Below are 22162 nucleotides of genomic sequence, written 5' to 3'. Positions count from 1 at the left end.
CTAAACAGATTCAGTTTCAGTGGTCATCGCCACTTGAGAAAAACGATATAGATAGTGCGGCCCGCCAGCTTTAGGGCCAGTACCAGATAGCCCTTGCCCACCAAATGGCTGAACTCCAACCACCGCGCCAACTTGGTCGCGGTTGATATAACAGTTACCGACACGTGCTTGTTTTTCAATCCAGCGATAGGTAGTTTCATTACGACTATGCACGCCCATCGTTAAGCCAAATCCGGTTTGATTAATATCTTTAACCACTTGTGGCAATTTATCGGCTTTAAAACGGATGATATGTAACAACGGCCCGAATTTTTCTTCCGTTAACACACGAATATCATCAATTTCAAATGCGGTTGGTGGAACAAAATCGCCGGCCTGGCACTCTGCTGATAAGGCAAGTTCTGTCACCAACTTTTGGGTTTTCTTCATTTCATCGATGTGGGCAATCAGTTTTTCTTTTGCCGCGGTATCTATCACTGGCCCAACATCGGTTTTATGTAAGTAAGGTAGACCAACTGATAACTCTTTCATTGCACCTTTGATTAACTCAATAATGCGATCTGCAATATCTTCTTGCACATAGAGCACACGTAAAGCCGAACAACGCTGCCCTGCCGAAGCAAAAGCAGAGCGTAGTACATCACGCACCACTTGCTCAGGTAACGCAGTACTATCGACTATCATGGCATTTTGACCGCCTGTTTCAGCAATAAATGGCACTGGCTCTGCATCACGTTGAGCAAGCGTGGCATTAATTCGCTGCGCTGTTGGTGTTGAGCCTGTAAATGCCACACCGGCAATCGCAGGGTGAGATGTTAATGCAGGACCAATTTCAGAACCTTGCCCGGTTAACAATTGAATCGCACCAGATGGGATCCCCGCTTCAAGCATTAACTCAATGGCTCGTGTTGCGATTAAGCTAGTTTGCTCTGCTGGTTTGGCAATAACGGTATTACCACTGGCAAGCGCAGCAGTAATTTGCCCTAAGAAAATAGCTAAAGGAAAATTCCATGGGCTAATACACACGAATACTCCACAACCTTCGCGATAAATCGTGCGCTCTACCCCATCAAATCCTAGCTGTTTTTTAGGTTCGAAGATGGCATCTTGCTTACTGTAAAAACGACAAAAATCGACAGCTTCACGTACTTCATCAATAGAGTCATGAATCGTTTTACCGGCTTCCTTATGACAAATCGCCACTAACTCTGGCAAATGATCCTCTAAAAGATCCGCCAAACGGTCTAATTTTTCGCCACGGGCTTGATAACTAACCTTGTTCCATTCATGGAAGCATGATTGAGCAACCTCAATTGCCTCGGAAACATGATCAAGGTTGGCATGAACAATAGATCCAACTGGGATCTTTCTGTCATAAGGTGCGGTGATTGCTTGAACCTGCGCATCGGCATTTTCTGTATCCTTGATCATGCTTTCGAAATATTTTTTGCCAGCAATGATAGGCCCACCTTGCCAAGTTTGAGTCAGCCAATGTTCAACTTGTGCTTCAAATGGCTCTAGCTCACTTTGGATATCAATATTGACGCCATAAGAGTTTTGTCTTTCATTAAATATCGCTGGTGGTAGTGGAATCGCCGTATTGTTGTAATGCTCATGCGCGGTCAAGGTATCAACCGGATGTTGATTGAGAGTTTCAATTGGACAGCGGGCGTCAACCAAACGGTGAACAAACGAACTATTGGCACCGTTTTCAAGTAAACGACGCACTAGGTAAGGTAATAAGTCTTTGTGGCTACCCACTGGCGCGTAAATACGTACAGATTGACCAAACGCTTTCATCGCATGTTCATATAGGGAATCTCCCATGCCATGCAAACGCTGGAACTCATAATCTTGATGGTTGGCCATATTGGCAATCGCCGTCACCGTATGAGCATTGTGGCTAGCAAATTGTGGGAAAATATTGCCATGCACGTGTTCACTTAATAAGAAACGTGCACATGCTAAATAAGCCACATCAGTCGCTTCTTTGCGAGTATAAACTGGGTAGTTTGTGTAACCAGCCTGCTGAGACCACTTGATTTCACTATCCCAATATGCACCTTTAACTAAACGTAGTGGAATAAGATCACCTTGCTCTTTAGCAAGTGCATTTAACCAAACCAAAACAGGTAGTGCACGTTTAGAGTAAGCTTGAATTACCAATCCAAACTGACCCCATCCTTTCGCTGCTTCACTACGATAAAGTTTTTCAAATAGTTCCAAGGACATTTCAAGTCGGTCGGCTTCTTCCGCATCAATGGTTAAAGCAACACCAAGTTGTCGAGCTTGTAAAATCAATTGCTCAACCGTATTGTATAGCTCGCTCATCACACGCTCTTTATTGGCCACTTCGTAACGAGGATGTAACGCTGATAGCTTAATTGAAACCGAAGGTGCTGGGCTGATGGAAGGATCAAACTTATCATTACCAACCGATTGAATAGCCATTAAGTAATCATTAAAGTATTTTTGAGCATCTTGAGTGGTTAACGCCGCTTCACCTAGCATGTCATACGAATAGGTGTAGCCCTTTTCACGCATGTTTTTACCATTCTTTTGCGCTTCAGCAATACTACGACCTAGCACAAATTGATGACCCATGATTTTCATCGCTTGGTGCATCGCTTTGCGAATAACTGGCTCAGACATCTTATTGACAAGACGATTCAAACCTTGAGTTGGGCTTTGCGCTTCTGATTCTTTTAAACCGACAACTTTACCAGTCAACATTAACCCCCAAGTCGAAGCATTAACAAACACAGAATCCGAATTTTTAAGGTGAGATTTCCAATCAGCAACACTTAATTTGTCACGAATCAATGCATCTGCTGTTGCGGAATCAGGAATTCGCATAAGCGCTTCAGCTAAACACATTAATAAAATACCTTCATGGGTATCTAGACTGTATTCAAGCAATAAAGCATCGATCATTTGAACGGCTTTTTTATCCGCGCGAATAGATTTGATCAGATCTGTGGTTTGATTTTCAATGGCAAGTTTTTCTTCATCACTTGGTTGCGCTAAAGGTAATAACTCTTTGAGCCAAGTTGATTCATCAACCATATATAAAGGAGAAATCAAAGACCATAGTTGGTTTAAAGGCTGATCATTAAATTCCGCGTTCAATACATCTGCAGCAGTAAACATACATTTTCCTCATACAAATTCGGAACTATCATTGAAAGTAGATCTGAAGTGTAAGAGGAAAAATCCGTTTATAATTGTTTTAAGCTCCGTTTATTTTTATAAAAAGCATTTTATGCAACAAAAAACTAACACGATCACAAAAATTCGATAAATGTATTGGTGAAGGGAAAGCTGGGGAAATTGGTGAGCGTTTGTTTATCACGCAAAAAATTAGTAATTTTGTCGGTACTGAGAAGGAGACATTCCAACTATTCGTGTAAAGCTATGGGTAAAAACACTTTGCGCAGAAAAACCAACCACTTCTGCAATATGGCCAAAACTATACTGACCTTCTTTAATTAACCGTTTAGATTCTTCAATCCGTTTAGTGAGAACATATTGATGTGGGGTCATTCCAACTTGCGCTTTAAATAATAAATGAAATTGGCTTTCTCCCAAAAACGCACACGCCGACAAATCAGCTACCGTTATTTTGCTCGATAGGTGCTGCAAGATATACCGATCAAGCAAATCCATATTCAATCGATGCCCTTTTTTGTACATTTCGAATTTCTTAATATGACGGTGCAATAAAGCAATAATGGTATCTTGGCAGGCTCGGCACAATAACATATCTTCAGGGCTTGCTTTAATTTCTCGAACCAACATTTGAATCAATTGCTGAATTTCAAAATCAAGTTGAAAATAGACTTCTTCCGATAATAAATCTTCTAATAGATGGGCAACTTGAGAATCAATATTCAGTGTCTCTAAAAAGTTGAGAACTAAAATATCAGAATCGCCAATACCACCAAAACGATGCTCTGAAGAAGCACGAACAATACAACCTTGTCCTGGGCCAATTAAATTCACTTCACCTTCAACATCAAATTCAGCTCTACCGGAAAGCCCTATCACTATCTGCGTGTAATCATGATGATGGTGCGCCATATGGCTTGGCAAGGTGATGACTTGTGCAGGTCGAGGTGGCGCTTGGTAAAATTCATCATAAGTAGGCATAACAAACCTTAATCCTTGAATCGTCGTCATTAAACAGGAAACCTCTTGATCATTGTTCCGAAACGATGATCAAGAGCGTCTGTTTTACGGTCAGATGTCGTTCAATATAAAGTAATCATATTAAGTCATTAAGGCGCTAAACGAGATATATCCCAGTTAGTCTCGGAGGTATCTTGTTTACTATACACAAAGCGGTCATGCAAACGATGCTCGCCACCTTGCCAAAATTCAATGGTATCTACTTTGACTCGGAATCCGCCCCAGAAAGTCGGAACGGGTATTTTCCCTTCCGAAAACTTAGCTTTTAGTTCCATATATTTGCCTTCTAAAACACTACGGGCAGAAATACGACTGCTTTGCTTACTCGCCCAAGCGGCTAGTTGACTCTCTTTTGGTCGTGAAGTGAAGTACTTCATATTTTCCATTGTAGTAAGTTTTTCCACGTGACCAGTAATATGAACTTGTCTTTCCATCGGATGCCATGGGAAATGTAAACTGATTTTTTGATTGTGTTCTAAATGCTGAGCTTTGCGGCTACCTAGGTTGGTATAAAAAACGAAACCATCATCATCAACATTTTTTAATAATACGATTCGTTGAAAAGGCTGACCATGTTCATCAACCGTTGCAACTGTCATTGCGGTAGGATCGGTCAATTCAGCTTTTATCGCCTGCTCTAGCCATAAATTAAATTGATCAACGGGATTGTCGGCCAAGTCAGAACGTTTTAAAGCATCCATCACATACTCACGACGCATATCAGAAAGTTTCATATATTTTCCCTAATTCTATTTTTTATTATTTTGCGCTTTACATCAGGTGAATTCAAGGCTAGTGATAAACCTCGATTAATCGTATCCGAGTCTATTTAACAAGTCGGTTTACAGTGTAAATCGAGGTTATACCCAAGTGATTTCAAAATACAAAATTCAGATCTATCATCCAATCCTTTAGACATAAAAGATTGGAAAAGAAATGTAATCACTTTTCAAACTCACAAATTTACACTGTAAATTGCTTCAACCATTCTCTTAATTGTTTCTCAACTTGTTTTCTACCCGCCAATTTATATTTAGTCGCTACTACTTGCCATGAATGGAAAAGCAGTACCTTATCAATCACAACTGATATGACATTTCTATCCACGCTACTTTGTTGCGAAGCTAATTCTGAAAACAGATTTACTTGTGATAAGTATTCGATGACAAACTGACTATACCAAGGCACAACCGATTCAAAACTGTTTCCCCCTAAAGCAAAGTTAGACAGTATAGGAGAAAGTGAACATTTCTTAGAATCCTGATTCGAATGAAACAATAAACTCGCTAATGTCTCATGTTCGATATCTTGATATTGCAGAGGCAAAACGCGTTGAAAGTTATCGAGGCAACTGAAAGCGGCAGATTCAACCCAGCGTTTAGCACGCTCAGATAATGCTTGTACCATAAAAGCAGAATAACAACCGCTAACGTGATCTCGACGAGTCCCCATTGAAACTAACTGAAAAGACTTTTTCCAGAAATGGATCAGCTCAGCCGTTGCACCAAAACTCACTGAAATAAAATCAACGGACCTTACGACATCAACCGATGTTAATTGCTGCTGTAATTTCTGTAGAGCAAAACGCCCTACCCCATACCCTTGGCAAGTGGGATCAACCGCAATTCGCATAATGCGAGCCGATGTCTGTTCAGCAGGTTGATTCATTGCTAGATGATTAGTTAAGTAGGCTGCGGCTAGATGCCCTTTTGGTCGACGCACTCCTAGCTGAATATCAGTAATCGATTGACTATCTAATCCACCTTCCATGCTTACCAGCAAGCAACCAATCACGTTAGGACTTTCTAGAGAATCTTTGTTCATATAAGAAATCTGATAAACGTGAATTTCATCAGACGCTAAAACTTGCATCATATCATTAGGTGTTGTTTGATAATGTGCAGTCACAAGCAAACCAAAAATAGAACGAAACCGTTCAGAGTTTTTAACCAAATCTTGCTTGGATACCAAACTCAATTCTATTTGTGATAGCTCTAATGACTCGGCATTAGTCTCAGAGGTATTGAGATTAAAAGCGCCAACACAATCATCGGTATTAAGTAAAAACGTCTCAAATGACCAGTTTTCTAATGGGTCATGTTCAGCCCAACGAATCGGTTGAGTTAACTCAATATGCTTCCAGCCAGGACGATGCTGATTCAGCCATTGCATAAACTTAATCGAAAACCCTCGACCAGAGCCTTCATAACCATGAATTGTGGAACTAAAAACTAAACGATGAAAACGATTCACGAAATTTTTTAGTATAGGTAAAGGTATGGCTGCCGCTTCATCGACTAATACAAGATCGGCATCAATTTCCGAAATATTCAATTCATCCGGTGCAATAAAGCATAACTGCGAACCATTCGAAAGATGCCATTCTGTGCGTGTTTGAGATAGCCAAGTTAATTGATCAACTGTTTTATCAGCGAATTCAAACAAGGGATTTAACGCGTTGATAGACGGTGCGGTAATAACTATCTTCATCACACGTTGCGACATCAATTTTGCCGCCGCGATACCTAGACTGGCCGTTTTACCTCGACCACGGTTAGCGTTTAAAACCAATGGTCGGCGACGATGACCTGTCACCACTTTTTCAATTGCAGCAACCGCCTCTTCTTGTTGATCATGTCGATTAAGGGTTGCAGAAGCCTGACTAAGCTCCACATTAGCAAGCGATAAATCATCAACCGAAAGGTTATCAATACATGGCCAATGCTTAATATGTTGTGCCAGCCACTGGGTTTGATATGAATTATCTACCGATTCAAAATTGATAATAAAAAGAATGCCACCACCGACCAAAGCACCCAGCGCAGCATTAAAGCTATTTGCATCAAAATTGTTGTCATCAAAATCAACAACCAACAACTCTACCTCTTGTCCAAGTAATCGCTGGCCTTGTTTACTCGTATAGTGTGGACAGCCTAACAGAGGTTGAGTACCACCAAGCCAAGCAGTTTTGGTGATATCAATATTCTGTTGATCGATAAACTGAGATAGCAATTGATGAGCATCGGCATCATTTAACTGTAATTGCACCGCAACTCGCTGATTAACAAGACGCAGATTAGAGGATAAGGTAGTAAGATAGTTAAGTGCTGACATACTTATTTCTAAATTTAAAAATCGATAGTGTATACCCAAGTGACTCCAAGATGCAGAATTCAGAGCTATCATCCAGAACTTTAAGCAAGGAAAATTGGCAAAGGAATGTAAGCACCTTTCAAACTAATACGACACTGTATAAAGGTTTGAATGAAGCTCCCGAAGGGCAAGTTAAAACAAGCTTTATGCTACGTTAAATTGCAAAGAGATAGAATCACTATGATCATATTCAATTTGCCTTGCCTAAAACTTGTTTTATTCTTGCTGAAACTCGCATCTTGAGGGTACTTGGGTATAAGCATATCACAGAGACAAAAAAAGCCGCACAAATGGCGGCTTAATTAAGGAGAACAGTGATAACCCAAATTACTTGGATATAAGTTTACTAGGCTAATTTACCTTGCACATAGGCCAAGATATCCTGCATCACTTCATCATCCACTTTTTTCAGAGAAAGCGATAAATTAGCACCTTTGCGAGTATAACTAACACGCCCTTTCACTAAATCAACTTTATCTGAAGCTGTTTCTTTTTTGCTTGGTAGCAACTCTTCAATCCACTCTTCTAACTTGTTTGATACTTCTTTCGTCAAGCGAGCAACACCTTGAGATTGTGATTGTTGCCAAATCGCACCATGCCCTTTTCGACACTTCTCAAGTAACCTTTCTTGTGATTGTTGAGATAATGAAAAGTACTGTTTATGCAGTTTAACGATAGTCGGACGGCCCACATCACTCACATTAGGGTAAGCTTGCAGTAATTCTAATGGTAGCGCGGCGGCTTTAAGTGCCCCACTCACCAAGGCTTCACTGCATTGGAACATTTGCGCTAATGCTTTTTGATCTGCAGCGGCACCAGAATCGAGCTTAGCTTGCATCTCACGGCCACGTTCATATAACGATAGCGGCTTATGTGCATTCGCCACATCAGATAAAAATTTAGCGTGGTCAGATTGAATATCGTCAGCTACATAGATCAGAAAATCTTTCTGCGCCAAAATACACGACATACGACGACGGCTACCGTCTAGTACTTCAATTTTACCTTCAGCATTACGTCGACCAACAGCTGGATACTGCTGTCCACGCTCTTTTAAAGTAACTAAAATATCAGATAAAGCGTGCTCATTTAAAAATGATTGTTCACGTGAATTCTCAGCGAACACCACAGTTTGGCTTTCGATTTCTGAGGCAGGCACAGACATCAACTCAAAAGCCACCAAATCTTGGCCAGCGATCGCCAATTCAATCACTTGTGCTTTTTCTTTTACTGCTGCTTGAGCTTCGACAGGAGAAGTCGCACGGCGTTTATTCGCCTTACCAAATAATTTAGCATTCAATTCAGAAGTTTTAATCGCCATTATTTATCCCCCTGGTTTAATGACGCCCAATGACTATGCATCACACGCTCTAATTCTAGCGCGCTTTTTTGAATAGCATCTTGTGCTGTAGCTAAGGTTTTCTTACCACCTTCAAAATCACCGGCAGTTAAATCAAATACTGTACTGTAAGTATCAGCACAAGTTTCAAATGCACGACTACGTGGAATGGTTGCCATCATTACTTGTTCGGCAAGCAGATAATTCATTTCCGTTAATACTGAAACTTGTTTTTTATTGTCATCTTCAAACATGGTAGGCATTAAACGAACAAACTCTAAACCTTGCCAATCTTCCGGGAACATTTCATACACCGTTGGTAAATGTTGGAAAAAGTTCACTGTTGATGCCCAGTCTAAGCGCTTAGCAGCACAAGGAATTAGTAAGGCATTAGAGGCATACATTGCATTCCAAACTAATGGATCGACGTGCGGACCGGTATCCATCATGATGATGTCAAAATCATCGGCAATCTTATCAATCAGCTTTTCTTTTAGTAGCTTCACAATATCTAATGACTGATTTTGTGATAAATGCTGCCAAGCTTCCGCGTTGAACATGGCATCTTCAGGAAATGCCGAAATGGTTTTTAAGTTCGGATATTGAGTCGGCAATAACACATTTTTACGTAAAAACTCCGTATCGACCTCTACCCCCTCCGGCACATTATCCAGCATGACATCTACTGCTGAATAGATTTCTTCGTGATCATCAACACTAATTTGTGGATTAAGGAACAAACGTAACGAACCTTGCGGATCTAAATCGATTAAGCAAATACGGTAACGCTTATCCAAATTCAATGCTAAACAAGCAGCAAGATGCACTGCCGACATAGATTTACCTGTGCCACCTTTTTGGTTCTGTACATTGACGATCCATGGTTTATTACCCGTATTCTTCTTACGCTGATAGAACATATCAACACCAGCCGCATCCATTAACTGATGCGCTTCACTCAGTGTAATGGAATAATGGTTCGCATTGTTTTTGGTAAATTGATGACCAGTCGCTTCCATTTTAGCAATCGCTTCATCTAACTTACGACGCGTCAAGCCTGAACGAGTTTCCATCAAAGCTTTGGACATAGCAGGGAAGTGGTCATCTTTACGTTCTTCTAAAACAATCTCGATACGATCTGCTTGAACTTGCTTTGTTTGTTCAGCAAGGCGCTCAAGATTTTGAATCGTCTGTTCTCTTTTCATAAGTTCATCCAGTTAACTTTACTTAAAATCATTGTACAACAAAAAACCACAAAAACAATGATTAGCTGCACATTTAGTGTAATGATAAATTCAAAGCAAAATTGTCATTTATTTGCAATAATGGATAAAAATGTATATTTACTCACATGTTTCTCACCATTATTATCAGGAAAGTGCAAAACTTTTTAACAGTTACAATGTCACTTATTTACAATGTAAATACCGTTTTATTCGGAACGATTAATTAAGTAGATAAAATTACGGTCATTGTCGAATCAACATAAAAATAACGATAAATCAAGTAAATCTATTAAAATCAACCTATCAATAAGAGGGTAGGGGAGCAAGATAAAACAAAAGAGTCGTATAGGCTAAAGCAGCAACTACACTTAATAATAGAATTACTTTGTATATAAACCGTTATATCCACTCATAGGTAACGACAATACACCAGTTTCAGCTTGTAAACATATAGATAAATGACTTCAAGATGCAGAATTCAAAGCTATCATCCGAACCTTTTGGCAAATAATTATTGCCTAAGTGTTCTAAAAATTAAATGAATAGTACAGATTTAACCTAAGCTAGATTGATGAAATAGCCTTGATCATCGTTCCGTAATTAATATAGAAAGAGTCCCAAATTCCAATATAAAAGCTGAGAGATTGAAAAACAGTGATAATTTTTATTTTAATCGCTCATTTATCTAATAAAGATAAATATAGAAGGAAGCATGATCAAGGATTAAAGTGTCAATTCAATTTGATTGATATAAAGATCACTTTCGGATCGATGATCAAGTGTAAATATACATCGGAAGCATGAAAAGCCTTGTATAGATTACATTGAATGTGAATTGAATTGATATTTTATATCGAAAAACACGCTTTAGTATCTCCAATCAACAACTAATAGCCTTGATCATTCTTTCTAACACCAGGATAAGCTCATCAATAATTAAGGAACGATGAATAACAGAGCCTCACCTTGATCATCGTTTCATAGAGTTACATAAGTGAGGAATATTCATTTTTTCAGCTTTTACACAAATCCGCACGGTTTAACTGTGGATAACATGTAAATAATAGATGATCATCGTTTCATTATTTGTTTGATCATGCTTCATTAAATTAATGATCATGCTTCTGTTTCAAATTGATCATGCTTTCTATTAGATAATGATCATCGTTCTGGGTACTCTATGATCATGCTTTCAAACAAGAAAAAAATAACTTATTTATATTCAGATACTTAAAAGAGAAATCGCAGCCAGATCATAAGATCATATAACCATTTAAGATCAAATAAACATAAAGATCAGTTATTTAAAGAAAAGCATTTTTTTTCTTTCTTTTTTGATCTTTTTTATTTATTCTTTTGGAACTATATGAAATTTACACCCAATGACAAATGGAATTGATATGCCAACTCAAGAAAAGATCTTGATCAAACTCCCTCGAAACCACAAAGATGGACACTTATTTCAGATCTCAGAACACACTATCGATTGGATTGAGCAATATCAACATTTTAAAGGTGTCACCAAAAGTATTGTAGAACTACTAAATTTAATTTCTCTTAAAGGTTTATCCAGTAAAGATGGTTTAGTCTCTACAACTGAATTAATTGAAGCCACTGATGGACAATTGACTCGCGCTGCAATTCAGCAACGATTAAGAGCTGCCGTATCTATCGGTTTATTTAGCCAAACCCCAGTTCGATTTGAAGAAGGTCTGGCTGGCAAAACAATGCTTCATACTTTCATAAATCCAAATCAATTAATTTCTGTACTTGGTTCTACTAGTTTAAAAACCGATTCTACTCGCCAAACCGAAAAGCAAAAACGTTCTAAAGCATTGGCTCAAACTCAAGTAAATCGTCAATTACTCAACGAACACGGTTTATATACACCACCAGCAATGCGTGATGAAGCGGATCAATTCGTGGTTTCACCAACCAATTGGGCCGGTATTATTGATCAAGCTTTGGCTCCACCAAGAACAAGAAAAAATTATCAAAAATCAATGGTTTCTATTTCAGGAACCCGAGCGATTATTGAAACTCGATCATCAAAAAATATCATGACGGTTGATGATCTCATGACCTTGTTTGCTCTGTTTACACTCACCGTTCAATACCATGATCATCATCAGGATGATTATCATATGAATGCTAAACAGATGCCAAATAAAACCCCTTTGTATATCACTGATATTTTATCTTTACGAGGTAAAAAAGACAGCGGCCCTGCACGAGATTCAATCCGAGATAGTATTGATCGTATTGAATTTACCGATTTTCAATTGCATGAATTAACAGGTCGTTGGCTTAGTGAAAATATGCCAGAAGGTTTTAAGAGTGATCGTTTCCGCTTTATTGCTCGTACGATCACCGCTTCAGATGAAGCACCAACAGAAAATGCCTCGGGTGAAATTAGGATCAAACCAAACTTATATATTTTAGTTTGGGAGCCTTCGTTCTTTGAAGAGCTGCTAACCAAAGATTACTTTTTCTTATTCCCACCTGAAATTCTGAAACAGCATACACTCGTGTTTCAACTGTATACCTTCTTTAGAAGCCGCTTGGTGCGCCGTTTAACTGAATCTATGCTGCTCAGCGAGATTAATCAGAAACTCGCTCGTAACATCGAATGGCGTCGTTTTTCGATGGATCTTATCCGTGAATTAAGAAAATTATCGGAAGGCAAAACCACTGAAGATCTTTTTGTGGTGAATTTATGGGGTTATCATTTAACGATCACGACCATAAAGGATAAAGGAAAAGTTCAAGATTATCAGATCAATATCCGTTGCGATGCTGAAGAGGTATTAAGATTTTCTCGTGCTCGCACCACCAATGCAGGCAAGCGAAATATGGCACCAACCTTGCCAAACCCACTACGTCATGAACTGGTGTCTCAGCAAAAGCTGCAAGAATTGGCGGAAATTATTGATGGTGAGTTTGAACCGATTCAACGTAAAGATCCTTCACCAAGAGGCCGTCTAGGTCGTAGAGTGAAGCTTAAAAAACACCTTGTAGAGATCAATGCGGATGAGTTAACGATCACTCTATCTAAATATACCTCACCACAAGCCTTGGAACGCAGTATAACAGCTTTATCAGCCATGACAGGACATCCGTTCAATTCTATCAAAGAAGAGTGCGAGGAGCTGATGAGTAAGCTGGATTGGTTACGAGTTGGTGAAGAGGTGTTGCCTTATGAGACATTAAGCAAAACTATTGAATTATTTAATCAGGAAACCAAATCTAAGCACCTTTCCATTGAAAGATTAATTGCAGGGTTAGCTGTACGACGCAAAGTTTGCAAGCAAGTGTTTGATGGTCATCTCGATGAAACTGTGATACGTGCATTAGATGATATGGCGAATGTTTATTAATTATTTAAATTCAATTAGTTATAATTAAATATGAAAGCATGATCAAGGGGGAAGGTTATTCATGCTTTCGGAACGATGATCAAGTGCGATAGATCAAGTTGTATGCTTAAAAACGACGTTGTTCTCTATTTCTCATATTTAATTCACCTAATGGTGCCATAAAAGCAATATGCAGCTCTATAAGTTGATTACTTTCTTGTTGCCACTCTGGTTGTCTTTGGCAAAATTCCAACATCATTACCGTTAATTGGTCGAGATACGCCGCTCCCCAATATCTTAGTTCAATTTGAGTGTGTGGGTTGGCAGTTATGCTTTGTAAGCGTGCATAAGCCAATTGAATATATTGATAAGCTATCTGATGATGTTCGAGACCATTAAAATAATGAAATAACAACAAACAGCCATCAAGCCAAGACTTGATCGCTTTAATATGCGTTTCCGATAATGGTTCCGATTCCGACCAAAGCTGCGGAGGCGGAGAGTGGATAAGGGAAACCAACTCCGAAATATTATGATTACCAGTATCTTGTTGGTGGCATTGAAGGCGAAATAACCAAGTGCTGAGTTCCATTGCGAGCCTCTTTCTTGAGTCTTCGAGCTATAAATTGATTGTAGTTGTTTTACTCTAAGGCTGCTTGTGTTGAAGGCATAAATTTTTGATTTTGAACTTGCCAGCAAAAAAAATTTACCTAAAATGCGTCAATCTGCTATTTATTATTGAGTGAAGGTTTAATTGCTAATTGTGACAGTTGAAATTGTCGCTTTTAGAATGGCGAGCCTTTGACGCTACACCCAGTTAAATAGAAACAAAAGCGGTAAATGGAATGGAAAACGCAACTTGTTTCTGAACTCTGAGTTTAGTCACACTCTGTATTTTATTTACTTAACAAGTGGACATTAGTTTGCTTAATATCCACTTTGTTTCCGCATGGTTTTCTGGAGGTACTTATGTCGATTAATTCAATTGATCATGATGACATGACTGGAATTGCAACAAGTTGGGATAATAATGATGATTCGAATTCTCAAGCGACGCCGAAGCAAATGAAAAGCGCTGAAGCGAGACGTCGAATCGAAATGTTAAAAGAGATTCGTGAAAGCGGTCTAACGTTAGAAGAAGCGAGAGATCTTGGCTTACTTCATTGAGATACTTAGCTAACCTCAGTTAAGAGGAATAGTTTATAAAGACAGGGTGTTTATTCATTCTGTCTTTTTATTTTCTATTTTTGCCATTACTTGGATATATACCCAAAGTAATTGGAGTTGCAGTGAGCGGCAAGTGAGTGAGGCCCCATGAGCATAGCTTGTCTATGTGATTGGGGCGAGTGAACGCTGAGAAAAAAGCTGCAGCTTTAAGTACGAAGGGTATAGCAATATGGTTTGTTTACTAAGCTCGTTGAATTGCTTGCTACTAAATATCCTAAATTTACACTGTAAACCGATGAATATCTTTTTATCATTTGCCCTCTGCTATGGTATATTCCTGTGACTAACGACTCTTGAGCATAGGCCATTTTAATGTCTATAAATTTATCTTTGTTGTCACCAACTGAGAAAAATAAAATTGAATTGGATAAGCAAGCTTCATATGCAGTTTGGCAGTTAAAGCAAGCAAAAGCTGGACCTGAACTATTGCTAACCGAAGCTGAAAAAATTCGTAATGAAGATGAACGTAGATTCTTCGAACAAGCAGTCCAAAAATACAAACGGATAATGGGTGTCGCTTAAATCGCGAATTCGTTATCGGTATTCATAAGAGACATATTGCCAATTTGCTTGAATGGTAATAGTGATACGCAAACTTTTATGATAAATATAACGCGTTAAATTGAATCAGAGAGAACATTCCCATGGGAAGAAGTTTTGAAGTGCGCAAGGCCTCAATGGCAAAAACAGCTGGCGCAAAAATTAAAGTTTATTCTAAATACGGTAAAGAAATTTACGTTACCGCTAAAAATGGTGGTTCAGACCCTGATATGAACCTTTCGCTAAAGCACCTTATTGCTAAGGCGAAAAAAGACAACGTACCGGCTCACGTTATCGAAAAAGCATTAGATAAAGCGAATGGCGGTGGTGGTGAAGATTTCCAGCCAGCACGCTATGAAGGATTTGCACCAGGTGGTGCAAGTGTGATCGTTGACTGTTTAACAGATAACGGTAACCGTACTTTCCAAGATGTTCGCCAATGCTTTGTGAAAACGGGCGCTAAAATTGGTAGCCCTGGTACAGTCGCTCACATGTTTGATCACCAAGCGGTATTCCAGTTTAAAGGTGAAGACGAAGAAGCCGTATTAGAAGCACTAATGATGCAAGATGTGGATGTAACCGATATTGAGCTAGAAGATGGTGTGATTACTGTCTTTGCTCCTCATACTGAGTTCTTCAAAGCGAAAACAGCACTAAATGAAGAATACCCAGATCTTGTTGTGGATGTTGAAGAAATCACTTTTGTTCCGCAAAATCATACACCAGTAACGGGTGATGATGCCGTTAAATTCCAGAAGTTCTTAGATATGCTAGATGACTGTGACGACGTTCAACAGGTCTACCACAATGCTGAATTAGAAGGCTAATAAGCTAACCGCGTTGTCTGATAATTTAAGAAAGTTAAAAACAAACACCGAACTTTAATTGTTCGGTGTTTTTGCTTTTGAAGTGTGGTGAAAAAGAATTCTTATTGATGTTAATCGAAGAACTTACCACAAGGTGTGCCATCACTATCGACTTGTAATTGTTGATTCGAGCAGTGTTGGTAGAAGTAGGCCGCTTCTGCTTGAGTGGACATTTCATTACACATTTTTCGACTATCGCAAGCGAAACCTTGTTGTGAAGGTTTGTTTGATGACGCTGTGCTACCCATACCAAAAAATTCCGCTATTTGAGGTTTATAATCGGCATTATTTTGGGGGCGGCTTTGGTAAAAAAATTGCCAAATAGCTAATCCAACTAAGATGATGAGGGCGATTTTTTTCATAGTGAGTTTGCGTAGGTTTTTGTTTGATTATTGAACACACCATGGCGCAGTTAAATTATAAAGCCAAGGCGCAATAGAATACGTCTTGGCTTTTTGCGATTTAATTCTCAATTTAGTGGTCAGTATTCATCACTGACAGAAACATATGCGGTATTTTCAATAACTTCATCTGAGGTTAAATAGTCTGAATGGTTAAATTATTCAGCCATTTTCGTTTTAAATAACGGGTAAAACACAGACTTAACTTGACGATTTCTTCTGATATCATCAATAAGTATACCCAAGCAAAGCTTAATTCTTCGACAAAAGCGCCATAAGCGGTGAGTGGAATACCGACCATCCACATGGCAATAAAATCCATGCGTAAGCAGAAATGATTCTCTCCACCGGCGCGTAATATGCCGTTGATGATAAGCATATTAAGCATGCGGATGATAATAGCAAAACTCATCACCACAAAAGCCGGATCGGCAATACCGCTGAAGTTAGGACTATCGAGATCTAAAAAGGCGATCACATGGTTTCGCTGTAATAGCATGATACCGCAAGCAATCACTCCCATGACTAAAATGCACTTTATGAAAAATTTAGACATGGCTTGCGCTTGTAGATATTCATCTCGACCTAAAGATTGGCCAAGTAATACCGAACAAGCCACCGATATTCCCATAAAAATCGCATAACATAAGCCTTCAAACGGCCCTATCATGCTATAAACTGCTAGCTCTGTGGTTCCCATGTGGCCATAAATAACCTGATAAGTGAGCGTACCAAAGGCCCACAGTACAGCATTACACGCATTCGGTATCGCGAGTCGTTTATAAGATTGCCATAGGCGAGTGTTTTGCTTTTGGTAATCGCTCATGATTAACCAATGTTGCTGAAATTTTAACACACCATAAATAAGCAGTACCTGTACTACACGTGCAATAGTGGTTGAAAGTGCCGCCCCCGCCACGCCCATAGCCGGAACTCCGAAGCCACCGTGAATTAACCAAAAGTTAAGGGCTATATTAATCGCGATGGTAATGGCGGCTAAAATCAAAGGTAGCACTGCGTTACCACTTGAGCGTAAACTGGCTTCTGCGGTGATTACCCAATGAGTTAACATAAGCAAAGGCAGGCTATACAGCAAGTAGTCGGCACCTTGTTGGATCACTTGCATATCTTCAGTTTGCAGTCGCATAATTTGTGAACCGAAGCCCACCATTAAAATGGTTACTGGGATCATGATAATTGACCCAAACTTCAGCGATTGCATCGTGACGGTTTTAGCGGTTTCTTTATCATCACGCCCCCAGTATTGAGAAACAAGGGTTCCAGTGGCAGTGGCTAAGGCGGCCATGATCATGATTGCCACGAAATGCCAGCGAGATGCGATGCCTACCGCTGCGGTAGCGGTTTGTCCAAAATCACTGACCATCAATACATCAGCCAGCGCTAAAATTGCAACTAAAGCACTTTGTAGCGCCACAGGAAACGCCAGTTTCACTACCTTAGAAAATAACTTAGGTGGCAAGTATGACGTTGGTGGATTGGTTTGTATGCAAGAGTGTGGTTGAATGGACATGGTACATTTCCTAAAAGAACGGACTCTGTGATTACTGTAATTAGACTGCGAATATAGAAGAGCTTGGAATAAACCAACATGTTTGAAACCTCGAAAAACCTGTGCAAATCCGTCATTGAACAAGAGTTGCTCAATCGTCATTGGCAAGATGATGTTTATCTCGCTGAAGCATGTAAAGAGCGCTTTATTGTATCTTCAGAGATTCCTGAATTGAGTAATGAAGAAATTTCAATGGCAGGACTAGGGGAGTTTTCGCAGGGGTATTCTGTTGAGCGTCGTGAACCTGAAATCCATACGATTTTGTTTACTTTAGAAGGGGGAGGTTGCTTATCTACTCGTCATGGCGTTCATTATATTCAACCTAATAGTGTGACTGTTTTACCGCAAGGTCTCCCTTTTCGTTTTGAATTAGGCGAAAGTCCTTATTGGAAGATGGCGTGGATTTTATTACCTCCGACTGAAAAATGGCAACAAATCCAACAAAGCAAACAAAAGGTAGAGCAGACCCATCTTAGCGAATCAGTCTGGTCACTACTTAATTTAACCCATCAAGAAATTCATGGACGAGCAACTTTTCGTCAGTTGCTATTAAGCGAATTATCTAGAGTGTTAATGGGATCAACAGAGCTTAATCCATCGAATGCCGCGATGCGGGTGCACAGCGTGTTTAATCAAGTTGAAGCGCAGTTACATTTACCTTGGACAGTCAAAGAAATTGCTCAAAAAAGCTATTTAAGTGAAGAACAACTGAATCGAATTTCAAAACAGTTATATCAATGTTCACCGAGCCAAAAATTGATCCAATTGAGAATGGAAAAAGCACTTGATCTACTGCACCACAGAGATTGGAGTATTACCATGATCGCCCACCGTCTAGGCTATCCCGATCCGTATAATTTCACGCATCGCTTTCGAAAGATATATGGCATGTCACCAAGGGATTATCGTAAAACCAAATTATGAATATTTGTAGAGAATCGTGAGCAACATGAATTTTATTCATCTTCATTAGTAAATAAATGACATATCTATGCTGCGCTTAAAAGGTTATAAATTATACCAATCACACTAATTAGGTGGTCAGAAATTACGCCGAAAAAAGACTTGAGAACAAGGCGGAAATTTTCGATAAGTAGTTATTCTATAATCAAAATTTCTAACGAAGTTATCGAGTCTTTTAGCAAGCAAGGATGATCAGATAATTAGTACGATTGGTATTAAGCACGTTATCTTTTCGGATATAGGGACAGTCATCGATATGAGCCACGAATTTTCATTTAGTATTAAAAGCATCAGTTTTGATGAAAACTACCAGCCAACGCAAAGCACTCGCGCCACGACTAATTTCGCCAATTTAGCGCGAGGTGAAAACCGTCAAAACAATCTTCGTAATACTCTGAATATGATCACCGATCGCTTCAATACACTTGCGCATTGGGATAACCCAACCAGCGATCGCTACACCGTTGAGCTCGACATCATTTCTGTAGATATGCTCATTCAAAGCCATTCTGATCCTTTTCCATCAATTGAAGTGCTAAAAACTAGCATTGTTGATAACAAAACTGGTCAGCGTCATCAAGGTATTGTAGGTAATAACTTTTCATCGTATGTAAGAGATTACGATTTTAGTATCCGGTTACGTGAGCATAATAAAGATAAAGATCAATTTACGGTTCCCGATGATTTTGGCGATCTCCATGGCAACATATTTAAAGCCTTTGTCGAGTCTGATCTTTACCGCGACCACTTCAGCAAACGCCCAGTGATTTGCCTGAGCGTGTCAGAAAATAAAGTTTATCGAAAAACTACCAATCAACACCCTGTGCTTGGCGATGAATATCTCCCTAATGAATCCTCACTCACAGAACAATACTTTCAGAAAATGGGCCTGCAAGTACGCTACTTCATGCCGCCACAAAGCCGTGCGCCACTTGCCTTTTTCTTCTTTGGCGATTTGCTCAATGATTACACCAATCTTGAGCTGATTAGCACCATCAGCACGATGGAGACATTCCAAAAGATTTATCGCCCAGAGATTTACAACGCGAATGCAACCGCTGGTGAGCACTACCAACCTAGTTTGAAAAGCTCAAATCATTCGTTCACACAAATTACGTATGACCGTGAAGAACGCAGCCGCCTTGCTATTGAACAAGGAAAGTTTGCCCAAGAACATTTTATTAAGCCGTATCAATCTAGCCTCAAGCAATGTTTTAAAAACGTCGCGGCTTAATCAAGTAAAGGATCGAATCATGAAAACACTTTTACCGACTTCAACCGCAGGAAGCTTGCCGAAACCATCATGGCTAGCAGAACCAGAAACCCTTTGGTCACCATGGAAGCTAGAAGAGCAAGCACTTATCGATGGCAAGCATGATGCCTTACGTATTGCTCTGCATGAACAAGCTCAAGCGGGTGTCGATATTGTCAGCGATGGCGAACAAACACGACAACACTTTGTGACTACCTTTATCGAACATTTAAATGGCGTGGATTTTATCAACCGCAAAACCGTGACTATTCGTAATCGTTATGAGGCGAGTGTCCCAATGGTTGTCGGTCCTGTAAGTCGTAAAAGTTCAGTGTTTGTTGATGATGCAAAATTCCTCAGACAACAAACGACTCAGCCTATCAAGTGGGCATTGCCTGGCCCTATGACCATGATTGATACCTTATATGATGATCATTATGGTAGCCGTGAGAAATTAGCATGGGAATTTGCCAAGATCTTAAATCAAGAAGCCAAAGAGTTAGAAGCGGCAGGCGTGGATATTATTCAATTTGATGAGCCAGCTTTTAACGTGTTTTTTGATGATGTGAATGATTGGGGAATCGCCTGTTTAGAGCGAGCGATTGAAGGGCTAAAATGCGAAACTGCTGTTCATATTTGCTATGGCTATGGCATTAAAGCGAATACCGATTGGAAGAAAACGCTCGGTTCAGAATGGCGTCAATACGAGGCGGTGTTCCCTAAATTACAACAATCCAATATCGATATCATTTCACTGGAGTGTCATAACTCACACGTGCCGATTGAACTACTTGAATTGATCCGAGGCAAGAAGGTCATGGTTGGTGCAATTGATGTCGCCACCGATACCATTGAATCGCCTGAGGAAGTCGCTAATACACTACGAAAAGCACTACAATACGTGGATGCGGATAAGCTCTACCCTTGCACCAACTGCGGCATGGCTCCACTTTCCCGCGATATCGCCTCAGCAAAATTGCGTGCTTTGAGTGCGGGTGCAAAAATTGTGCGTGATGAATTGGCTTTGAGTTAATTAACGCCACAATTGATAGAGCAGTTAACGCGCTCTGATCCATTAAATCTGACACATATAAAAAATCCGATAAACACTGAGCTGTTTATCGGATTTTATGGTTTTAGTCTATGCGGGTAATAAAGGTTTGCTCGTCATCCACAAAAGCGACAAAACCGCCGTGATAGATAAACACCCGACCACGCCCCTCAACGAGGCAAGCAAGCTGTGGATTCAAATCTTCTTCATTGTCCGGGCTTTGAAAAGTGCCGGTATCGGTGATGGTGCCTCGGAATGTAGGCAAATATCCATAAGTGCGCTTGGCTTGATCAATCAGGCTCAATTCGCTGGTGGTAGAAAAGCAAGATGGAATCGCCCCAGCTTCTTCAATAAATAGTGTTTTCAGTTCTTCAAAAGCGGTAATCACCAGCCAGTTGATGTCGTTAACATGATGGATAAACATAGAGTCTCTCGATAATTCTGATGTGGAGATTCTATCATTATCAGGGGGAAAGCATAGTAGGGATTGAGTGATTAAAGGCGGCGATTTGGATTCTCAAACATTATTAGAGCGTCATTCCAGCCGAGCCTAAGCGAGAGCAGGAATCTACTTAACATGTGCTGAGTATATTAAGTATCCTTCTGTAAGGTAAATCTCTTTCTGTATGTCTATACAGTTATAATTCAATTTTTTGGATAATAAGCGGTTTTGTGTGAAAGCGAGAACTTATGCTTAGATGTGATTTGATAAATTTAATTATAAGTCATTGTTAATTAATAATAATGTGTAAGTATTGAAAATCCCCCCCTGTCACAACTGGCTCGCTAAACCCAATTCTCGCTTTCTCCATCGCATAAAATCGGCTAAATGCTTTTAAAAAACCATTATGAGGGTATCTTATGGCAATAAATGAATTGATTAGCAACGATCGTGTATAAAATCCATTCGGGTTTATCCGAGTTTCTTGCTAATACACTTATGTAGACTCCCTCATGTCAACACCCCATTATTTGATACTTGCGAACTTATGTACGAGTTCAATCTTAAATGATCGACTCAATGATAATT

The 22162-nt window shown here is 39.6% G+C and carries 17 protein-coding genes; 7 read left to right on the top strand and 10 right to left on the bottom strand.

Going from position 1 to position 22162, the window contains the following annotated elements:
- From putA to ACE3G9_RS14335, 6 genes are all read right to left on the bottom strand, one after another.
- Positions 1-3150 carry a bifunctional proline dehydrogenase/L-glutamate gamma-semialdehyde dehydrogenase PutA gene (putA, locus tag ACE3G9_RS14360; RefSeq protein WP_449219513.1) on the bottom strand — a complete coding sequence of 1050 codons (3150 nt, stop codon included), beginning with the start codon at positions 3148-3150 and terminating at the stop codon, positions 1-3.
- 210 nt (positions 3151-3360) lie between these two features.
- Positions 3361-4149, bottom strand: a complete 789-nt coding sequence (locus tag ACE3G9_RS14355) for a helix-turn-helix transcriptional regulator (RefSeq protein ID WP_417879737.1) — start codon at positions 4147-4149, stop codon at positions 3361-3363.
- A gap of 128 nt (positions 4150-4277) precedes the next feature.
- Positions 4278-4922: a pyridoxamine 5'-phosphate oxidase gene (pdxH, locus tag ACE3G9_RS14350; protein WP_417879736.1), complete on the bottom strand. Its 645-nt coding sequence runs from the start codon at positions 4920-4922 to the stop codon at positions 4278-4280.
- A 229-nt stretch (positions 4923-5151) separates the two neighbouring features.
- Entirely contained in the window at positions 5152-7302 is a 2151-nt protein-coding gene (locus tag ACE3G9_RS14345; RefSeq protein ID WP_449219512.1) for a GNAT family N-acetyltransferase, read from the bottom strand.
- Positions 7303-7687: 385 nt separating this feature from the next.
- On the bottom strand, positions 7688-8662 hold the full coding sequence (locus tag ACE3G9_RS14340; RefSeq protein WP_417879734.1) for a ParB/RepB/Spo0J family partition protein: 975 nt from the start codon (positions 8660-8662) through the stop codon (positions 7688-7690).
- On the bottom strand, positions 8662-9885 hold the full coding sequence (locus ACE3G9_RS14335) for an AAA family ATPase (RefSeq protein WP_417879733.1): 1224 nt from the start codon (positions 9883-9885) through the stop codon (positions 8662-8664). The genes ACE3G9_RS14340 and ACE3G9_RS14335 overlap by 1 nt, the downstream gene beginning before the upstream one ends.
- Positions 9886-11306: 1421 nt before the next feature.
- Between ACE3G9_RS14335 and ACE3G9_RS14330 the strand changes: the two genes are divergently transcribed.
- Positions 11307-13283, top strand: a complete 1977-nt coding sequence (locus ACE3G9_RS14330; protein WP_449219511.1) for a replication initiator protein RctB domain-containing protein — start codon at positions 11307-11309, stop codon at positions 13281-13283.
- A 106-nt stretch (positions 13284-13389) separates the two neighbouring features.
- Here ACE3G9_RS14330 and ACE3G9_RS14325 read toward each other — a convergent pair whose 3' ends face one another.
- Positions 13390-13854 (bottom strand): hypothetical protein, encoded by a 465-nt coding sequence (locus ACE3G9_RS14325; RefSeq protein WP_449219510.1) that lies wholly within the window; start codon positions 13852-13854, stop codon positions 13390-13392.
- Positions 13855-14231: 377 nt separating this feature from the next.
- Between ACE3G9_RS14325 and ACE3G9_RS14320 the strand changes: the two genes are divergently transcribed.
- From ACE3G9_RS14320 to ACE3G9_RS14310, 3 genes are all read left to right on the top strand, one after another.
- Positions 14232-14429 carry a hypothetical protein gene (locus ACE3G9_RS14320; RefSeq protein ID WP_417879730.1) on the top strand — a complete coding sequence of 66 codons (198 nt, stop codon included), beginning with the start codon at positions 14232-14234 and terminating at the stop codon, positions 14427-14429.
- Between the two features lie 372 nt (positions 14430-14801).
- Complete coding sequence (locus ACE3G9_RS14315; protein ID WP_417879729.1) at positions 14802-15011, top strand: DUF3283 family protein; 210 nt, start codon at positions 14802-14804, stop codon at positions 15009-15011.
- 122 nt (positions 15012-15133) lie between these two features.
- Positions 15134-15856 (top strand): YebC/PmpR family DNA-binding transcriptional regulator, encoded by a 723-nt coding sequence (locus tag ACE3G9_RS14310; protein WP_417879728.1) that lies wholly within the window; start codon positions 15134-15136, stop codon positions 15854-15856.
- A 110-nt stretch (positions 15857-15966) separates the two neighbouring features.
- Here ACE3G9_RS14310 and ACE3G9_RS14305 read toward each other — a convergent pair whose 3' ends face one another.
- Positions 15967-16257 carry a hypothetical protein gene (locus tag ACE3G9_RS14305; protein WP_449219509.1) on the bottom strand — a complete coding sequence of 97 codons (291 nt, stop codon included), beginning with the start codon at positions 16255-16257 and terminating at the stop codon, positions 15967-15969.
- Between the two features lie 175 nt (positions 16258-16432).
- A complete protein-coding gene (locus tag ACE3G9_RS14300) occupies positions 16433-17827 on the bottom strand; it encodes an MATE family efflux transporter (protein WP_449219508.1) in 1395 nt (464 codons plus the stop codon).
- A gap of 78 nt (positions 17828-17905) precedes the next feature.
- On the opposite strand from ACE3G9_RS14300, the gene ACE3G9_RS14295 reads away from it, so the two are divergent.
- The 3 genes from ACE3G9_RS14295 (at position 17906) to ACE3G9_RS14285 (ending at position 21114) form a co-directional block, all read left to right on the top strand.
- Positions 17906-18790: a helix-turn-helix transcriptional regulator gene (locus tag ACE3G9_RS14295; RefSeq protein WP_449219507.1), complete on the top strand. Its 885-nt coding sequence runs from the start codon at positions 17906-17908 to the stop codon at positions 18788-18790.
- A 295-nt stretch (positions 18791-19085) separates the two neighbouring features.
- Positions 19086-20063 (top strand): DUF1852 domain-containing protein, encoded by a 978-nt coding sequence (locus tag ACE3G9_RS14290; protein ID WP_449219506.1) that lies wholly within the window; start codon positions 19086-19088, stop codon positions 20061-20063.
- Positions 20064-20082: 19 nt separating this feature from the next.
- Positions 20083-21114, top strand: a complete 1032-nt coding sequence (locus ACE3G9_RS14285; RefSeq protein WP_417879723.1) for a methionine synthase — start codon at positions 20083-20085, stop codon at positions 21112-21114.
- A gap of 103 nt (positions 21115-21217) precedes the next feature.
- Here the strand turns inward: ACE3G9_RS14285 and ACE3G9_RS14280 are convergent, their stop codons facing one another.
- Entirely contained in the window at positions 21218-21556 is a 339-nt protein-coding gene (locus ACE3G9_RS14280) for a cytosolic protein (protein WP_449219505.1), read from the bottom strand.
- Positions 21557-22162 lie beyond the last annotated feature (606 nt).

Source organism: Vibrio sp. E150_018 (genome assembly GCF_053544035.1).
This window is presented reverse-complemented; position numbering and strand designations above follow the sequence as displayed.

What these genes read in the sequence shown, in the direction of transcription:
- ACE3G9_RS14285 (WP_417879723.1), top strand. Translation starts at nt 20,083, where the DNA reads ATGAAAACACTTTTACCGACTTCAACCGCAGGAAGCTTGCCGAAACCA.
- ACE3G9_RS14335 (WP_417879733.1), bottom strand. Translation starts at nt 9,885, where the DNA reads ATGAAAAGAGAACAGACGATTCAAAATCTTGAGCGCCTTGCTGAACAA.
- ACE3G9_RS14300 (WP_449219508.1), bottom strand. Translation starts at nt 17,827, where the DNA reads ATGTCCATTCAACCACACTCTTGCATACAAACCAATCCACCAACGTCA.
- ACE3G9_RS14310 (WP_417879728.1), top strand. Translation starts at nt 15,134, where the DNA reads ATGGGAAGAAGTTTTGAAGTGCGCAAGGCCTCAATGGCAAAAACAGCT.
- ACE3G9_RS14330 (WP_449219511.1), top strand. Translation starts at nt 11,307, where the DNA reads ATGCCAACTCAAGAAAAGATCTTGATCAAACTCCCTCGAAACCACAAA.
- ACE3G9_RS14345 (WP_449219512.1), bottom strand. Translation starts at nt 7,302, where the DNA reads ATGTCAGCACTTAACTATCTTACTACCTTATCCTCTAATCTGCGTCTT.
- ACE3G9_RS14340 (WP_417879734.1), bottom strand. Translation starts at nt 8,662, where the DNA reads ATGGCGATTAAAACTTCTGAATTGAATGCTAAATTATTTGGTAAGGCG.
- ACE3G9_RS14295 (WP_449219507.1), top strand. Translation starts at nt 17,906, where the DNA reads ATGTTTGAAACCTCGAAAAACCTGTGCAAATCCGTCATTGAACAAGAG.
- ACE3G9_RS14320 (WP_417879730.1), top strand. Translation starts at nt 14,232, where the DNA reads ATGTCGATTAATTCAATTGATCATGATGACATGACTGGAATTGCAACA.
- ACE3G9_RS14355 (WP_417879737.1), bottom strand. Translation starts at nt 4,149, where the DNA reads ATGCCTACTTATGATGAATTTTACCAAGCGCCACCTCGACCTGCACAA.
- ACE3G9_RS14325 (WP_449219510.1), bottom strand. Translation starts at nt 13,854, where the DNA reads ATGGAACTCAGCACTTGGTTATTTCGCCTTCAATGCCACCAACAAGAT.
- ACE3G9_RS14305 (WP_449219509.1), bottom strand. Translation starts at nt 16,257, where the DNA reads ATGAAAAAAATCGCCCTCATCATCTTAGTTGGATTAGCTATTTGGCAA.
- ACE3G9_RS14315 (WP_417879729.1), top strand. Translation starts at nt 14,802, where the DNA reads ATGTCTATAAATTTATCTTTGTTGTCACCAACTGAGAAAAATAAAATT.
- pdxH (WP_417879736.1), bottom strand. Translation starts at nt 4,922, where the DNA reads ATGAAACTTTCTGATATGCGTCGTGAGTATGTGATGGATGCTTTAAAA.
- ACE3G9_RS14280 (WP_449219505.1), bottom strand. Translation starts at nt 21,556, where the DNA reads ATGTTTATCCATCATGTTAACGACATCAACTGGCTGGTGATTACCGCT.
- ACE3G9_RS14290 (WP_449219506.1), top strand. Translation starts at nt 19,086, where the DNA reads ATGAGCCACGAATTTTCATTTAGTATTAAAAGCATCAGTTTTGATGAA.
- putA (WP_449219513.1), bottom strand. Translation starts at nt 3,150, where the DNA reads ATGTTTACTGCTGCAGATGTATTGAACGCGGAATTTAATGATCAGCCT.